The organism is Streptomyces sp. M41 (assembly GCF_043673425.1).
Taxonomy (GTDB): domain Bacteria; phylum Actinomycetota; class Actinomycetes; order Streptomycetales; family Streptomycetaceae; genus Streptomyces.
Genome location: NZ_JBIMKE010000032.1, coordinates 19,436 through 34,301, shown reverse-complemented (window position 1 = coordinate 34,301; position 14,866 = coordinate 19,436). Strand labels below are relative to the sequence as shown.

General features: G+C 70.9%; 10 protein-coding genes. 3 read left to right on the top strand and 7 right to left on the bottom strand.

Features of this window, described 5'->3' with window-relative positions; genetic code table 11:
- Window positions 1-30: 30 nt before the first annotated feature.
- Genes ACHBTE_RS29825 through ACHBTE_RS29815 form a run of 3 tightly spaced genes read right to left on the bottom strand, consistent with a single transcriptional unit; the run spans window position 31 to window position 3,650 of the window.
- Window positions 31-2,337, bottom strand: coding sequence for an ABC transporter permease (locus ACHBTE_RS29825; RefSeq protein WP_394727693.1), 2,307 nt, complete (start codon window positions 2,335-2,337; stop codon window positions 31-33).
- Window positions 2,338-2,340: 3 nt separating this feature from the next.
- The gene (locus tag ACHBTE_RS29820) at window positions 2,341-3,147 is read right to left on the bottom strand and encodes an ABC transporter ATP-binding protein (RefSeq protein WP_394727691.1); all 807 of its coding nucleotides are present in this window, start codon (window positions 3,145-3,147) and stop codon (window positions 2,341-2,343) included.
- Window positions 3,144-3,650 carry a PadR family transcriptional regulator gene (locus ACHBTE_RS29815; RefSeq protein WP_394727689.1) on the bottom strand — a complete coding sequence of 169 codons (507 nt, stop codon included), beginning with the start codon at window positions 3,648-3,650 and terminating at the stop codon, window positions 3,144-3,146. Before ACHBTE_RS29815 ends, ACHBTE_RS29820 begins: the two co-directional genes overlap by 4 nt.
- Window positions 3,651-3,814: 164 nt before the next feature.
- On the opposite strand from ACHBTE_RS29815, the gene ACHBTE_RS29810 reads away from it, so the two are divergent.
- On the top strand, window positions 3,815-5,089 hold the full coding sequence (locus tag ACHBTE_RS29810; RefSeq protein ID WP_394727687.1) for an ABC transporter substrate-binding protein: 1,275 nt from the start codon (window positions 3,815-3,817) through the stop codon (window positions 5,087-5,089).
- Between the two features lie 39 nt (window positions 5,090-5,128).
- Here ACHBTE_RS29810 and ACHBTE_RS29805 read toward each other — a convergent pair whose 3' ends face one another.
- Window positions 5,129-5,305 (bottom strand): hypothetical protein, encoded by a 177-nt coding sequence (locus tag ACHBTE_RS29805; RefSeq protein WP_394727685.1) that lies wholly within the window; start codon window positions 5,303-5,305, stop codon window positions 5,129-5,131.
- Between the two features lie 252 nt (window positions 5,306-5,557).
- On the opposite strand from ACHBTE_RS29805, the gene ACHBTE_RS29800 reads away from it, so the two are divergent.
- A complete protein-coding gene (locus ACHBTE_RS29800) occupies window positions 5,558-6,814 on the top strand; it encodes an alpha/beta hydrolase family protein (protein WP_394727683.1) in 1,257 nt (418 codons plus the stop codon).
- A 238-nt stretch (window positions 6,815-7,052) separates the two neighbouring features.
- A complete protein-coding gene (locus ACHBTE_RS29795) occupies window positions 7,053-9,215 on the top strand; it encodes a SpoIIE family protein phosphatase (protein WP_394727681.1) in 2,163 nt (720 codons plus the stop codon).
- A gap of 100 nt (window positions 9,216-9,315) precedes the next feature.
- Here the strand turns inward: ACHBTE_RS29795 and ACHBTE_RS29790 are convergent, their stop codons facing one another.
- From ACHBTE_RS29790 to ACHBTE_RS29780, 3 genes are all read right to left on the bottom strand, one after another.
- Complete coding sequence (locus tag ACHBTE_RS29790; protein WP_394727679.1) at window positions 9,316-10,503, bottom strand: type III polyketide synthase; 1,188 nt, start codon at window positions 10,501-10,503, stop codon at window positions 9,316-9,318.
- Between the two features lie 432 nt (window positions 10,504-10,935).
- Window positions 10,936-12,495: a mucoidy inhibitor MuiA family protein gene (locus tag ACHBTE_RS29785; RefSeq protein WP_394727677.1), complete on the bottom strand. Its 1,560-nt coding sequence runs from the start codon at window positions 12,493-12,495 to the stop codon at window positions 10,936-10,938.
- A gap of 4 nt (window positions 12,496-12,499) precedes the next feature.
- A complete protein-coding gene (locus ACHBTE_RS29780) occupies window positions 12,500-14,752 on the bottom strand; it encodes a DUF4139 domain-containing protein (protein WP_394727675.1) in 2,253 nt (750 codons plus the stop codon).
- Window positions 14,753-14,866 lie beyond the last annotated feature (114 nt).

The following is a 14,866-nucleotide window of genomic DNA, read 5'->3' as shown; positions in this document are numbered from 1 at the left end:
ACCCGCGAATCCTGACGTCGGACAAAAGGGTCACATCGTGTCACTGAGGGTGTCCGCGAGCCGGTGTCGGACAGCGCGCACCGCGGGCAGGACCGATACGGCCACCGCACCGATCACCGCAGCCGCCGCCAAGAGCACCAAAGTGATGGCCGGCGGTTGCTGGGCGATGCCCGAGCCGATGCCGCTGGACGCCCCTTGCAGGTTGATGAGCCACTGGGAAGCCAGAACTCCCAGACAGGTGCCGACCACCGCGGCAGCCACGGCGATGAAGCCGGTGCCGGCCACGATCACCGCCACGATCTGCCGCGGCGTCAGCCCGATGGCCTTGAGCGCCAGAAGGTCACGGCGACGGTCCCGCACACCGGCGGCGATGGTCGTCGACAGCTCGGCCAGGCCGATAAGCGCCAGCACCGCGACCAGGCCGGCGATCACCGGCTGCACCGACGTGAGTTCGCCGACCGGGTTCGCGCTCTCCCGGATGTCCAGCCGTCCGCCCGCGTCCTCGCTGATCCGGTCCCTGACGGCCGACGGGTCGGCGCCCGGCTCGAGGACGAGGGCGTAGAAGTCGGGCCGCAGTGCGGGATCGCCTTCCTGCAAGGTGTTCAGGGAGGTGGAGATGACCCGTCCACTGTCCTCGGGCTCGATGCCGCGACCGACGATGTGCAGGACCTGGGGGCTGCCTCCGACGGTCATGCGGACCCAGTCCCCGACCTCCACACCGAGCAGGTCGAGCAGCCCCTGCCCCGCGATGGCCTCGTCGGGGCCGTCGGGCGCCCGGCCCTCGGCCACGGCGAACGGATAAGGAGCGCCCGCGGTGCCCACGCCCCGGAGTGTGATCGTGCCGGTCTGCCCCGGTACCAGCGCCGCGACGTCGGCACCCGCGTAGACGCCTGCCACTGCCGGATCCGCGGTGAGCAGACGCCGTAGCGAGGAGTCGTCGATACCGTCGCCGCGGGCCGTCAGCGCTGCGACGATCCCGACGTCCTGGGGGTCGTTCTCGAACCGGTCGAGCGTCGTCCAGGTGCCGAGCGCAATGGTGATCAGCAGGAGAGGAACAGCCAGACGCCCCACCGCCGCACATGCGCGCAGGGGGAACTGGAAAGCGCCGCGCCAGCCGAGAACGAGGGCGGGAGGCAGGTGAAGGCCGAGCGCGCGCCGTACGGTTCCGGACATCCTCCGGCTGGAGGGGACGGCGGCCCGGGCCACCGGCACCGGCGGTACGCGGCCCGCCCGCCAGGCCACCGACGCGATCGTGGCGGTGATCAGGACGATGGCGCCGGCGACCACACCGGTGGGTACCCAGACATGTCCGGGCAGCGCCTGCCACAGCTGCACGGCCTCCCCCGCACGGCCGGGCAGACGGGCTCCGAGCAGCTCGGTCAGCAGCGCACCGGCGACGATGCCCAGCACGGCCAGAGCGAGGTACTCGACCAGGAACATCTGGATCAGCTGCGCCGGAGTGAAACCGACCGCCTTCAGCACCGAGATGTCCCGGAGCGAGCTGCGGATCCTGGTGCCGACCGCGCCCGCCCCGGCGAGCGCTGCCGCCAGCAGTGCGCCCACGCCGAAAACGCCCAGCAGCAGCCCGAGGAGCCGGTCGCCGCCCTGCGCCTTGGCCCGCGCGTCCTGCCAGGTGGAGATGCCGGCGATCTGGTCGGCGCCGAGCTCCGTGACCGCGCGCTGGATCACGTAGTCGGTGTCCTGGGGGTCGGTCAGCCGTAGCCCGATGACCTGCTCGTGCGGCTCGTCCGGTGCCAACACGTGAAACGTGGACGTGGATACCCACGCGACGCCGGGGACTTCGCCCGGCTCGTACTGTGGCTCCGCGATGTCGGCGACGCCGGCGAGACGCAGTGAGTGTGCGGCTTCGCCCTTGACGCGCACGCTCACCTCGTCCCCCGGCTCGGCCCAGAGGGCACGAGCCAGCGAACTCTCCAGTACGACCTCGTCCCCGGCACCGGAAGGCAGCCAGCGGCCGGCTGTGACCAGCGGCCGGGCCACCGCCGGTGGCTCGTCACCGACGGCTCGCACCTGTACCGCTGCCGTGCTTCCGGCGACGCCGGCGGTGGCGGGCGCGGTGAGGAACGGCCCGGACACGGCCTGCACCCCGTCGAGCCGGCCGAGGGTCCTGGGGTCGGCGCCGGACTTGGTCTGAATCCATACGTGCGCGCCGGAGGACTGCGTGAAGATCCGCTGCCAGGGGTTGGCCGCGTAGCTGAGAAGGGCCCCGGCGAGCAGCAGGGAAACGATGATCCCGGCGGTCGCCAGCAGCAGGAAGAACGCCTCTCCGCGGTGGCCGCGGAGATCGGCCCGCACCCAGCGCACCATGGCACGCATCGATCAGCCCCCGAGTTCCAGCGTGCCGGAGACCCCACGGGGCCGCGGTCCCTCACGGCTCAGCGTGGCGTCGTCGGTGATCCGGCCGTCGAAGAGGCTGATGACCCGGTCGGCAGCGCTCGCCATCCGGGCGTCATGGGAGACGAGCACGATGGTCTGGCCCCGCCCGTGGAAGCGGGAGAGCAGCCGCAGCACCTCGCGGGTGCCCTTGCTGTCCAGGCTGCCGGCCGGCTCGTCGGCGAGCAGCAGAGCGGGATGGTTGACCAGGGCACGGGCGAGGGCGACGCGTTGTTGTTCACCACCGGACAGCTCACCGGGCGTGCTGTTCTCCTTGCCCTCCAGGCCCAGGTCGGACAGAAGTTCCGCGCGTGCCTTTCGCGCCTGCAAGGGGCTGTACCCGGCCAGCAGCGCCGGCAGCTCGACGTTGTCCGCCACGGTCAGTTGGGAGACGAGGTTGAAGAACTGGAAGACGATCCCGATGCTACGGCGGCGCAGCAGCGCCCAGCGGGCCTCGCTGTAGGTGTCGGTCCGCCGTCCCTCGATCCAGATCCGGCCGTCGTCGGGACGGTCGAGACCGCCGAGGAGGTGGAGCAGCGTGGATTTGCCGGCCCCGGAAGGGCCGGTGATGGCCACGAACTCCCCGCGCCCGACACTCAGGTCCACCCCGCGCACGGCCTTGACGGCGGCCCCCACGGCTTGGTGGGTCTTGACCAGGTTCTCGGCGCGCAGGAGCGGCTCGGTTTCCGTGGCTTGCTCTCCGTCCGCGGCGGGGTCGGTCCCGCCGGATCCGGAAGGCGCCTGGCGCTTCATTCCAGCTCCTCCTGACAACGCTCCAACCAGTCGAGGTCCGCCTGAAGGTGCAGCATCGCGCCTTCGATCAACAGCTGTGCCACCCGATTTTCCTGATTCTCGGCCGCGGCCAGCTTCGACAGATCACGCATGGCGTTCAGATAGTGGCGGCGCTGCTTGTTGATCAACGCGATCTGATCGGCCGCCCCTGATTCCGGAGCCAGGGCAATCTTCATGAAGAAATCACCCCGGACCCGAGGTTCGTCGGTGGGTTCCTCGAACCACGCGACCACCGCCTCACGCCCCGCTGGTGTCAGCTGGTACGTCCGTTTGTTGGGACGCGCCTCCTGAGCGACATCCTCACCCTCGATCAGACCAGACTTCTCCAGCCTGCCCAAGGTCACGTAGATCTGCCCGATATTCGGCTGGGGATATGCCGCGCCGAGCAGCTCTTCCAGCGCCCGCTTGAGCTGGTAGCCGTGGGCCGGTCCATTGGCCAGGAGGGCCAGGAGAGCCAGACGCAATCTCGCCCGCCTCCTTTCCCCGACGTAAGGTCTATTGGGTGGCGCGCCCTGCCGGCGCGCTGAAGGTTTCCGAACTTCTGCGCGAGGTCCAGTATCCCCTGAATACTTAACCGTTAGACAGATCGAGTAAGGTGCAATTGCTGATCGTTGCACCAGGAGGAGTCATGCGGTGGACCCGTGCCGCGGGCCGGGGGCTGCTGGTGGCTGCCCTGATCGGCGCCGGCTACGTCGGCTACACGGCCACGGGGGCAGAACCTCGGCAGACCGGCGGCAGGGGACCGATGACACTCGTCACCGGCGGGGACCTCACCGGATATCTGGACGGGGTCCTGAAGGACTGGAACCGGGCCCACCCCGCGGAGAAAGTCACCCTCGTCGAACTGCCCGAAGCCGCTGACGAGGTCCGGGCGCAGATGTCCACCAGCCTGCGATCCGGCAGTGACCGCTACGACGTCCTCAACATCGACGTGGCATGGACCTCGGAATTTGCCGCCGAGGGCTGGATCTCTCCCCTCAATGCCGACCGCTTCCCCATCAAGACCTTCCTCCCTCCCGTCGTGGAAACCGCGACCTTCGACGGGCACCTGTACGCACTGCCGTATGTGACCAATGCCGGCCTGTTCTATTACCGCAAGGACATCTTGGAAAAGGAGGGGGAGAAGCCACCCCGCACCTGGGCCGAACTGGAACGCCTGGCCAAGACCTTGGCACCGAAATACGGGCTGGACGGATATGCAGGGCAATTTCTGCCCTACGAGGGCCTGACCGTGAACGCCGCCGAGGCAGTGCAGTCCCAAGGCGGTTCCATCCTGGTCGACGAAGGAAAACGGGTGACGGTGGACTCGCCCGCCGCCCGTCGGGCCCTGGAGTTCCTTGCCGACGGAGTGCGAGAGGGCTGGATCCCCAAGGAGGCACTCACATACAAGGAAGAGGAATCCCGCAAGGCTTTCCAGGAAGGCCGGCTGCTTTTCCTTCGCAACTGGCCCTATGTACACGCACTGGCCAATGGTGCGGACTCCGCGGTCGCAGGCAAGTTCGGGGTGGTGCCACTGCCCGGCACGCGGGACCACGCGGCCGGGATCCTGGGCGGCTCCAATCTCGCGATCAACGCGAACTCCCGTCACCATGCCTCGGCGAATGATCTGCTGGCCTACCTGACCAGTGATCGAGTCCAACGGCAGGTGCTGGCGGACGGCGGCCTGCCTCCCGTGCGGGCCGACCTCTACAGCGACCCCGCGCTCATCCGCCAGTACCCCTATCTGCCGACCTTGCGCGAGGCCGTGCTGGCCGCGAAGCCACGCCCCAAGTCCCCGCGCTACGACCAGGTGAATCTGGCGGTCCAGGCCGTGGTCCACGACGTGATGGCCCAGCGAGAGACACCGGACAGCGCGATCGCCCGCCTGAAGCGGGAACTCGAGGCCATTGCCCGACGGGGTTGACGGGGCTGACCACCCCCGAGCACCCGACCTCGCAGAAGGTCAGAAGCGCCTCCTGAGCCACTTCCACAACTTCTTCGCGTACGGCACGAGGTCGGCCAGAGCCTTGATGGCCTTGAGCCAAGCGGTGAACGATTCCAGCCTGAATGCCGTCTCGTGCTGGTCGGCGGTGCTCATGTCGTCGAAGTGCGCAGCCAACCGCGCCTGGTCACTGCTCATTTCGGGTCCCCCGTGGTGGAACGGTCGTCGTCGGAGTGGTTCTGCGCGCCGAACGTGTTCCTGAGCCGACCCCGTACCCGTGGGTCATCCCACGGATGTAAATCCGGGGGCTCATGCGAGCCCGGTGACCAACCTGTGGGCGGATGCCGCCGCAGTGGGGCAGGTGACAGCGTTTCGTCCGTGCTCACGGGCCGTCAGATCGGGCCGCGTGAGGCATGCATCCGAGGATCAAGGACACCCTGGGGAGGGCCTATGACGACCATGCCGCTCACGAGTGAAGCCGGGCTGACGAGACGGCGGATGCTGGGAGCCGCGCTCGCGGCCGGGGCCGCTGTTCCGATCGTCGCCGCGAGCCCCGCTCGGGCCGCGTCGGGGTCGGCCGCCCGGGGCAGCGGGCCGGTCCCGACCGGCAGGGTGTCGGGGCGGTTGACGTTGCCGGAGCCCACCGGCCCCCACCCGGTGGGGACGGCGGAGCTCCACCTCGTCGACACCTCCCGCCCCGATCACGGTCCCGGGCCGGGCCGGCACCGCCGTCTGATGGCCGGCGTCTGGTACCCCGCCCGCGGCGTTGCCGTTCGGTACCCCCGCATGCCCTGGATGCACGCCGAGGTGCTGCGGGCCTTGCTCGCCTCCGCGGGCTTCCCGCCCGATGTCGCCGTGGCGCCGTCGACGGCCGGCCATGAGGGTGCCCCCGTGCACCGCGCGGGCCGGGGCCTACCGGTGGTGGTGTACTCGCACGGCGCAGGCAGCCACCGTTCCGACCACACCGGCATCGTGCAGGAGCTCGCCAGCCACGGCTACGTCGTGGTGACGGTGGACCACCTCGGCGACGCGTTCAGCCGCTTGCCCGACGGCCGGGTCGTCACCCCGCTCGAAGGGAGTGAGCACGCGATGTTCGCGGAGGACTACGCCGCGGATCTCCGTTTCGTCCTCGACTGCGTCGAACAGCTCGCCGCCGGGCACAATCCCGATGCCGAGCGCCGCCCACTGCCCGACGGGCTGTGCGGGGCCCTCGACGCGTCACGCATCGGCATGGTGGGCTGGTCCAAGGGCGGCACGGCCACCGCCTGCGTCATGCTGACGGACCGACGCGTGCGGGCGGGGGTGAGCCTGGACGGCCCGATGCGGCCAGGACCGACGTGGCCCACGATCACCACTGATCTGCACCGGCCGTTCATGATGATGACCTCCGAGTTCACCCGCGCCGACGACCCGAACGTGGCCGTGTTCTGGTCCCATCTGAAGGGCTGGCGGCTCAATGTCCAGGCCGAAGGCGCGACCCATCAGTCCTACGGCGACACTCAGGTGCTCATGCCGCAGATCGCCCCGCTGGTCGGCATGAGCGACGAACAGCTGAAGGCATGGGTCGGCACCCTCGACCCGGCCAGAGCGGTGAAGATCCAGCAGGCATACCCGCTCGCCTTCTTCGACCAGCATCTGCGCCGCCGCCACAGCCCCCTGCTCGACGGGCCGGCGCGAGCCCTTCCAGAAATGCGCTACCTGCCGTAGGACCGGTCCGGCCGATCAAGGTGGCAGGTGGCAGCTTGCGATGGAAGGGGAGTACGGCGGAGTAAAGCCCTCACCAGTCACGGCTGCCTCCCTGTCCATGGTCGCCGCGCAATTTCACTGGTGGGCGAAGCGGCCCCCGTTGTTATTCAATGAGGTGTGCGGTCAGGGAACTCGGGGCCCCGTCGCACTGGTCCGAGTACGGCCCCGGTGCTGCGCCGGGGATTGTTGAGAGAGTCGTATGGACTCCACACCCTCCCGTTCGTCCTCCTCGGCGTTCGAGCTGGTCAGCCGAGCCCTGGGGCGCTACATCCCGCGCGGTGGGGCGGCAGAGGCCGCCGGTCCCGCTGATGCGGGGGGCGACCGCACCACACACCGTCCCGTACCCGCCGGCCCGGCAGCCGGCTCTCAGGAGCAGATCCTCGGCGCGGTCAACCTGGACCGGCAATTGATGATCACCCGCTGCAATCTGGACGCCCCTGTGTTCGCGGGCCTGGACGCCGTGGCCGGGAGGCCGTTCGCCGACCTTCTGCCTCCGTGGGACGTACCGACGGTCACACGACGGTTGCGGCAGGTGGTGGAGACGGGTGAGGCCCACGTCGCCCGCATCCAGCGGCTGCGCCGCCGGGACGGCTCGGAGCTGGTGGTCTCGCTGAGCATCCTGCCCGCCGCGGCGCCGGAGGAGGGTCTGACCGTCTCGGTGATCGCCATGGCCCGGAGGCTGCACCTGTACGCCGCCGAGACCGCGATCGGCACCTCGCTGGACATCGGCGAGACCGCGCAGTCGCTGGCGGAGTCCCTGCTGGCCTGGGGAGACGTGGCCGCCGTCGACCTCGACTTCGCCGTGTGGACGGGCGAGGGAGTCGCCGGGCAGGTGCAAAGGCGCATCCGACTGCGGCGGGCGGCCCTGGTGCCGGACCGGGCGTGGCCCGAGGGCTATGTGACACCGGGCGACGATCTCCCCATCGACGCCAGTCGCCTGCTGGCTCAGGCGGTCCTGCGCAACGACGCTCCGCAGACCATCGTCATACCCGACCGGGAGGCGGTGGAGCGCGTACTCGACAGCCCACGAGTCGTACGTGCCCTGGTGCCCGTCGACCGGTCGGCGGGTGTGGCGTGCATACCACTCGTCCTGGACGCCGAGCCGCCCGTCGTCCTGGGCGTGGCGGAGGTCTGGCGGCGGGCGGACCGTCCGTTCCGCGACAGCGAGCTGTTCGACTTGCAGGAACTGGTGGCCAGGACCGCCCACCATGTCGACCTGGCTCGTCAGCACCAGCGAGAGCACACGCAGGTCCTGGCCCTCCAGCGCCGGCTGCTCCCGCGGTCGGGCGGCGACACCATCGAGATCGCCAGCGTCTACCAGCCCGCCACACCCGACAGCGCGGGCGTCGGCGGTGACTGGGTGAACAGCTTTCCGCTGCCGGACGGCCGTACCGCGATGGTGGTCGGCGACGTGGTCGGGCACGGCCTGGGAGCCGCGGCGACCATGGGCCAGCTGAGTATGGAGGCACGCGCGCTGCTGTCGGCGGGGCTGGCGCCGGACGAGGTGCTGGAGCACCTGGACGAGACCGTGACGCTGCTGGACGACGCGGAGTCCGGGCTGACGGCCGGATACAGCGCCCTCGGCTCGACCTGCTGCATCGCCCTCTACGACCCGGTGAGCCACCAGGTGGCGCTGTCCAGCGCCGGCCACCTCCCTCCGGTCCTGGTCACCCCGGACGGGCACACGGGCCCGCTCGCGCTGCCCCCTCACCCCGGTCTCGGGACCGAGTTCGCGCTGCGGGAGCCGTTCGACGTTCACACTTTCCTCGCGCCTCCCGGCTCCTTGCTCGCCTTCTACACCGACGGCCTGGTCGAGAATCCCGCCCTGTCGATCGACGAGGGCATCGACAGGCTGGCGGACGCCGTGGCCACCGTGCACCCCTGGGACACCCTCCAGCAGGCCGCGCGGCACGTCGTCTCCGCGCTGGCCCCTGTGCACCAGCGCGACGACGTGACCCTGCTGCTCGCGCGGATGATCGGCTACCGCAAGGGCGACACGGCGACCATACGGCTGCCCGCCCGCCACGACGCCCCCGCTCGCGCGAGGGCGCAGGTCTTCGCGCTGCTGAGTCAGTGGCGCACCAGGGACGACACCCGGGACAAGGTGGTGCTGCTGGTCAGCGAGCTGGTCACGAACGCGGTCCGCTTCGCTGCCGGTCCCATCACGGTACGGCTGATCAGGGCCGGCAACGGCCTGCTGTGCGAGGTGGGTGACTCCGGCAACGGCAGGCCACGCCTGAGGCGGGGCGATCTGCTCGACGACGGTGGCCGAGGCCTGAGCATCGTGCACAGGCTCACCACCCGGTGGGGGGTGCGGTGGACGGACACCGGGAAGGTCGTCTGGGCGGAAGTAGCCAGGTGACGCGCCGCCGCGTCGAGGACACGGCGGCGTTCGCGAGCGCGGCGACGGCCGGCTCCTGCCGTACGGGTGGAGCGGGTGCAGTGGGTGGCGCGGCCTTGATCTAAAGCCACTGTCCTTCCAGTGCGGTGGCGGTGAGACCGGGTGCCGCCGCGTACAGGACGGCGCGGTTCCCGGGCTTCTGCTGTCCGGCGTCATGCGCCCGCCGCAGGATGTCGAACACGGCCGCGCCGCCGCGGTTGCCGCTGGTGTAGCTGTCCCGGCTGTAGTCCAGCAGCCCCGACGGCCACGCGTCGGGCATCGTCTGCTCCATGTACTCCAGAACCCGGGTCCCGCCGGGGTGGGCGAGCAGCACGTCGGGGTGCCAGGAGTCGGGGTCGTCCTGGTAGCGGTCACGCAGCCAGTCCCACATGGCCGTGACCGTCTCCTGCACCGCGCGCGGCCCGCGCCGGTCCATGACGAAGTGGGTGCCGTCCGCCCGCGTCTCCAGCCGGTGCAGGTCCTGGGTGCCCGGCAGGGTGTGGTGCCAGGCGGCGTCCAGCCGCAGCACCGACTCCGGCCTCGGACGACCCGTGACCACCGCGGCGACCGCCGTGTCCGCGAACAGCAACCGGACGATCAGAGACTCGAGGGTGTCGTCCGCGGGCTGATATGTCGTGCTCAGCGCCTCCGAGATGACGATCAGGACGACCCGGTCGGGGTCCGCGGCCACGAGGTCGGCCGCGAGCGCCAGGGAGCGGGTCCCCGCGATACACGCCCACTGCGTGGCCGGCAGCAGCATCACATCGTCGCGGAGCGGAAGCTTGTTGGCCAGGGCCATGTCCAGGCCCGGCAGCGCCGGGGTGGTGGAGTGACTGGTGATCAAGCAGTCGACGTCCGAGGCGTCCAGCCCGGCGATCTGCAGTGCCCCGCGCGCCGCACGCTCCCCGTAGGCCTGCACGGCCTCCCAGGCGGGCGCCGTGCGCTCCTGCACGGTCTGCGGCGCCGGTATCGTCCCGAGGGCTGCGAGCACGCGGTCCACGTCCTGCTGAGTGAACCCGTCGCGTATGAGCGCCTGTTGGGCCGGCTCGATGCCGACGGAATCGAGGCCGCTGCCGCTGCCGGGCGCGACGGCGGTCTCCAGCGGCAGCATCCAGCCTCGGGACTCGATGCCCGTACTGGCCGCGATGGCGTCGATCCGCGGCGACCACGCCGCGTTCGGGTGCCGGCCGCTCACCTCCTCGACGATCTGGCTGGTCTTCACGGCGTGCTCGCCGTGTATCACGGCAGGGGGCGAGAGGTAAGCGGCCATGGTGAGGCACCTTCCATGGGGGAACGGTGGAACGAGGGAGGGCAGTCGCGTGCGGAGGGGGAACGGGGAGGGCCACAAGTGCTGTGTCATGGGCCACGTGGGACCTCGCGCCCAAGAGGATGCGGGTGGGCCCCACTTCGGGAGTGCGGGTACGTTCCGAGCCTGGCGCTAAATGGACATTTACGCTGTGATGCAGACAACTCAGACGTGCACGGGAATGCGTGACACGGCACACATCGCTGAATCGCGGGCGCCCTCGGAGCGGATGTGCGGACTCGCCTCGTGACTCACCGTCAGCCTGGCTGCCGTCCAGGTCAGGACAGTCCCGGGTAGGCAGGGTCGTTGCCGGTTCTGCGGTCGTTCATAGCCCCGTGGGCGTTTGCGGCGTCACGGTCGTTCGCAGCCCCGCGGTCGTACATAGCCCGCGGTCGTTCAGAGCCCCGCGACCCTGCCGCTCGCGGAGATCTCGTAGACCAGGGTGATCGTGCGGTGCCCGCCCGGCATGAGCCGCAGGTCCCAGCGTGCGATGCCGTCGGCGTCGACCGCGTCGGGCTCCGGGGCGCAGGCATCCTTGCGCAGACGCACCTCTACCGCCGACACCTCGGAGACCGGGATGCGCTCCCGGAGCGTGACGACCTGCTCGCCCCGCTCTCCGGGCGCGGAGAAGCGGGACACGTGCAGCCTGACCGTGCGGGTGATCACGGTTCGCTGGGTCAACGTCGCGGTGTCACGGGACTCTTCGGCTTGCCGGACCACCCGGAAGTCGTCGTGACTGCCGAAGGCGAGCTCGACGGGGGCACCCGGCGCGGTGAAGCTCAGCGTGCCGCGCCCGGTGAATCCGCTGCCGAGGACGAGGTCCACCGGCCCGGCCAGCAGCGCGTGGCCGGAGGTGTTGTCGAACCGCACCACTCGGGTCACCAGCGGCGACAGTTCGGGCGAGGAGGAGTACTCACTGCTCGCGGAGGCGGTGACGGCGGTCAGCGGCACCCGGTGGGCGCGGCCGTCCGCGGGCACGGTGACGGGTGCGGGGGAGTGCAGCACCTGCGTCCGGCCGCCGTCGTCCACGCCGGGAAGGCCGAGTACCGGGGCCGGCCCGAGGCCCGCCGTGTCCTCTTCCCGCAACTCGACGTCGACTGTCCGGCGCTCATCCGCGGAGCGATCCCTGAGGGTGAGACGGTCCTCCGCCAGCCGCGGCGGGTCGGTGGCCAGTGCCGAGCGTGCTGTCGACAAGGTGAGGCGTACCTCCGACCAGTCCTCGCCCGTGCGCTGCCACACCATGGCGTCGGTCTCCAGCGTCAGTGAGTTCCCGTCGAGTACGGCCCGGTAGGCGGGCCGCCACAGAGCGCACGAGGTGACGTGCGTCAGGCGCAGCCGGGCGGGCCCGGCGACTTCGGCCTGTACGGTCAGTTCGACGTGGCCGACCAGTTCGGCGGCCTGCTCCTCGGAGAGGTCGATGGCCTGCTGGACCTCCATCAGCTCCCTGGCGAGGGCGGTCGAGCGCCCTTCGGCGGTGCGGAGTTGCTCGGCGTACGAGTCGCGCTCGGCGTCGATCCGGTCCAGTTCGCGGGTCCAGCGGACCTCGTCGGTCTCGCCGTAGCCGGTTCCCTCGGCGATGTCCCGCAGCAGATCGGCGGCGAGCCGGCCCAGGAGGTCGAGCCGGGCGCGCAGCCGGTCGCGTGTGTGGCCGAGGGTGATCTGCTCCTCTTCGAGGTCGCGTATCCGCGTGCGCAGGGCGGAGTCGTCGGGGGTGGGCAGCGGCGCCCGCGGTGTCCAGGTGCGGACGATCTGCACGTCGAGGACGGTCGCCCGGTGGCCGCCCGTGAGTTCCGCGTGGAGCGTGCGGTCGACCGCGAGTGCGCTGATCGGCCCGAGGCGCAGTCGCTGGACACCTGCGTGCAGGCCGAGTTCGGCGGTCCGCTCGATATGGGCGCGGTCCTCCAGGCAGGTGACGGCGGTGACGGGCAGGGGGATCGGCCGGGTGTCCGTGCGCATGATGTCAGCTCCTGCGGTTGCCGCCGACCAGGGCCTTGGCGGCCGGCAGGCGGATGTCGTAGCCGCCGTCGAGGGTGGCGTCGGCGCCGGCGGGCAGGTCCACTCGCCAGAGGCGGGTCCCCGGGGCGTGCCGGTCGGGGCCCCCGTCCTGCTCGGGCGTTGCCCAGTCGGCCCGTTCCTCGATCCGGACGTCCGGTTCGTTCGTGACCGGAACCTGTTCGTGGACCTCGACGGTGACGGCGTGGGCCAGCCGGTTGGCCAGTTCCACATGGACCTGGTGGGCGAGCACGGTCGTGTTGTTGCGCAGCCCCGATGTCGACTCGCGCAGATTCGTGCGGCGGATGACCCGGATGCCCTCGGCCGGTCCCAGCCCCATCCGGCGGACGCCGCCGGGAGCGAGCGTGGGCAGAGCGGCCGTCGTCAGGAAGTCGTCGCCGCTGGTGACTTCGACCGGCCCGGCGAGCAGGGCCTGGTCGGTGGCGTTGGAGAGCACGAGCGTGGCGTAGACCGTCTGCTCCACGGACGGCACGCACAGGTACTCGGTGCGCAGGCCGACAGGGATGTCGGTGACGGTGACGGTGTGCCAGGTGCCGTCGGAGGGGATGTCGGCGCGGGCGACGGCGTCGTAGCGGTGGTCGAAGGAGCCCGCCGACTCGCGGGGCCGCACGGCGTGTCCCGGCAACGGCAGCGTGTACACCGTGTCGGCGCGGCGGCGGTACTCGTCAGCCACCGCGTCGCAGGGCGTGTGGGTGAAGAGCCTGCCCCGGCGGTCGTCGTTCTCCTCGGTGCCGGACAGCATGAGTGCGGCGTAGTCCAGCTCCGCGGCGCTGGGCTGCGGCGGCCCGACCGCCACGGGTGATGACGCCGGTGACGCCGATGTCGGCGCTCGCGACGCGTCTGACTGGACCGCAGCCTCCGAGGCACTGACGGCGGGAGCAGCACCACGCCGGGCGGCGGACCGGGGCCCACCGCCCGGTCGTCCCGACGGCCTCCTCGGAGCTGCAGGGGCCGCCGGGGCTGCTCCGACGGTGTCGAACGCTGAGGGCGGAGCACCTGCGAAACCAGTGGGCTCAGCGGGTGCGGCGGGCGGTAGCCCGTATTGCTGCGGCGCCGGAGGCGGCGGAGGGACGACGGGACCTTGCATGGCGGGCGGCGTGCCGTACCCCGGCGGTGGCGGGGTGCCAGGCGCGGCGGGCATCCCATACCCCTGCGGTCCCGGCGATGCGGGGACGGGATCTGCCGCGGCCACGGGCACCGGCCCTGCGGCCGAGCCGGGACGGGGACCTGCCGCGTCGTAGCCGGAGAAGAGATCGGCGAGCCCTGCGGGCGGCTGCCGCCAGCCGGAGGGTGAGGGGGTGGACTGCCGCCGTCCGATTCTGATCGACTGCAGAGAGGGCAGATCGGTGCGGCGCCGTAGATCCGCGGTGGCCAGGCCGATGCGGACCCCGGTCCAGTCCTCTCCGGTGCGCTGTGCGATCGAGGCACGAAGCACCAGACTGCCGCTGTCCTCGCCCTGACGGTGCGTGAGGCGGTAGGCGGGAACCCATACGGCCCCCGGCACCCCGTACTCGAGCTCCAGTCCCACGTCTCCGGTCGCGGCTTCGTTTCCGGTCCCGTCGTTTCCGGTCCCGTCCCCCGTTCCGGTTCCGGTTTCGGTTCCGGCGAGCGTCACGACCGCGACGACCGTGGTGGCGACATGCTCGGACCGTACGTCGGTGGAGGCGCGCACCCAGCGGTCCGTGGCCACGGAGAGTTCGTGCTCGACGCGGCGCAGGTCCTCCTCCAGCTCGACGAGCCGGAGGTGCAGGCCCCGCAGTCGCTCGTCGACGAACTCGGCGAGTCGCAGCCACGCGTCGGCGGGCGTACGGCGAGGCGGGTCCTCGCGCTTGCGGGTCGGCGGAACGGGGCGCAGCGCCGTCACTTCGGAGATGAGGGCCAGCTGCCGGTCCCGGCGCTCCCGTGCCGCGCCACAGACGTCGCGCAGCCTCTCCATCTCCTGCCTCAGGCCGTCGGTCGCGTCGGTGGCGGGGAGTTCGGCATCCACCTCCACGCGCACTTCGCTGACGCGGATGCCACGCTCACCGACGACTTTTGCGCGCAGTGAGCCCGTGTCCATCGACCGGGGCAGCCCCGTCACCCGCACCCTGCCGTCCGCCGGTACGGTGCCCCGCGCCACCCGGGTGCAGAGCGCACCCTTCGCGTACACCACGACCGTGTCGAGCGACGACGCCCATCGCTGCGCTTCCCCAGAGTCCATATGTTCCGCCCCCGTTGTGCCCGTGCCGACCGAAGCCTACGCCCAGGCCCGGGCCGCGGGGGGCGGCGAGGCCCCTTCACCGTGTGAGGTCCGGATCAGGTGGCCTGTGTGAGA

What these genes read in the sequence shown, in the direction of transcription:
- ACHBTE_RS29795 (WP_394727681.1), top strand. Translation starts at nt 7,053, where the DNA reads ATGGACTCCACACCCTCCCGTTCGTCCTCCTCGGCGTTCGAGCTGGTC.
- ACHBTE_RS29785 (WP_394727677.1), bottom strand. Translation starts at nt 12,495, where the DNA reads ATGCGCACGGACACCCGGCCGATCCCCCTGCCCGTCACCGCCGTCACC.
- ACHBTE_RS29820 (WP_394727691.1), bottom strand. Translation starts at nt 3,147, where the DNA reads ATGAAGCGCCAGGCGCCTTCCGGATCCGGCGGGACCGACCCCGCCGCG.
- ACHBTE_RS29805 (WP_394727685.1), bottom strand. Translation starts at nt 5,305, where the DNA reads ATGAGCAGTGACCAGGCGCGGTTGGCTGCGCACTTCGACGACATGAGC.
- ACHBTE_RS29810 (WP_394727687.1), top strand. Translation starts at nt 3,815, where the DNA reads ATGCGGTGGACCCGTGCCGCGGGCCGGGGGCTGCTGGTGGCTGCCCTG.
- ACHBTE_RS29790 (WP_394727679.1), bottom strand. Translation starts at nt 10,503, where the DNA reads ATGGCCGCTTACCTCTCGCCCCCTGCCGTGATACACGGCGAGCACGCC.
- ACHBTE_RS29825 (WP_394727693.1), bottom strand. Translation starts at nt 2,337, where the DNA reads ATGCGTGCCATGGTGCGCTGGGTGCGGGCCGATCTCCGCGGCCACCGC.
- ACHBTE_RS29800 (WP_394727683.1), top strand. Translation starts at nt 5,558, where the DNA reads ATGACGACCATGCCGCTCACGAGTGAAGCCGGGCTGACGAGACGGCGG.
- ACHBTE_RS29780 (WP_394727675.1), bottom strand. Translation starts at nt 14,752, where the DNA reads ATGGACTCTGGGGAAGCGCAGCGATGGGCGTCGTCGCTCGACACGGTC.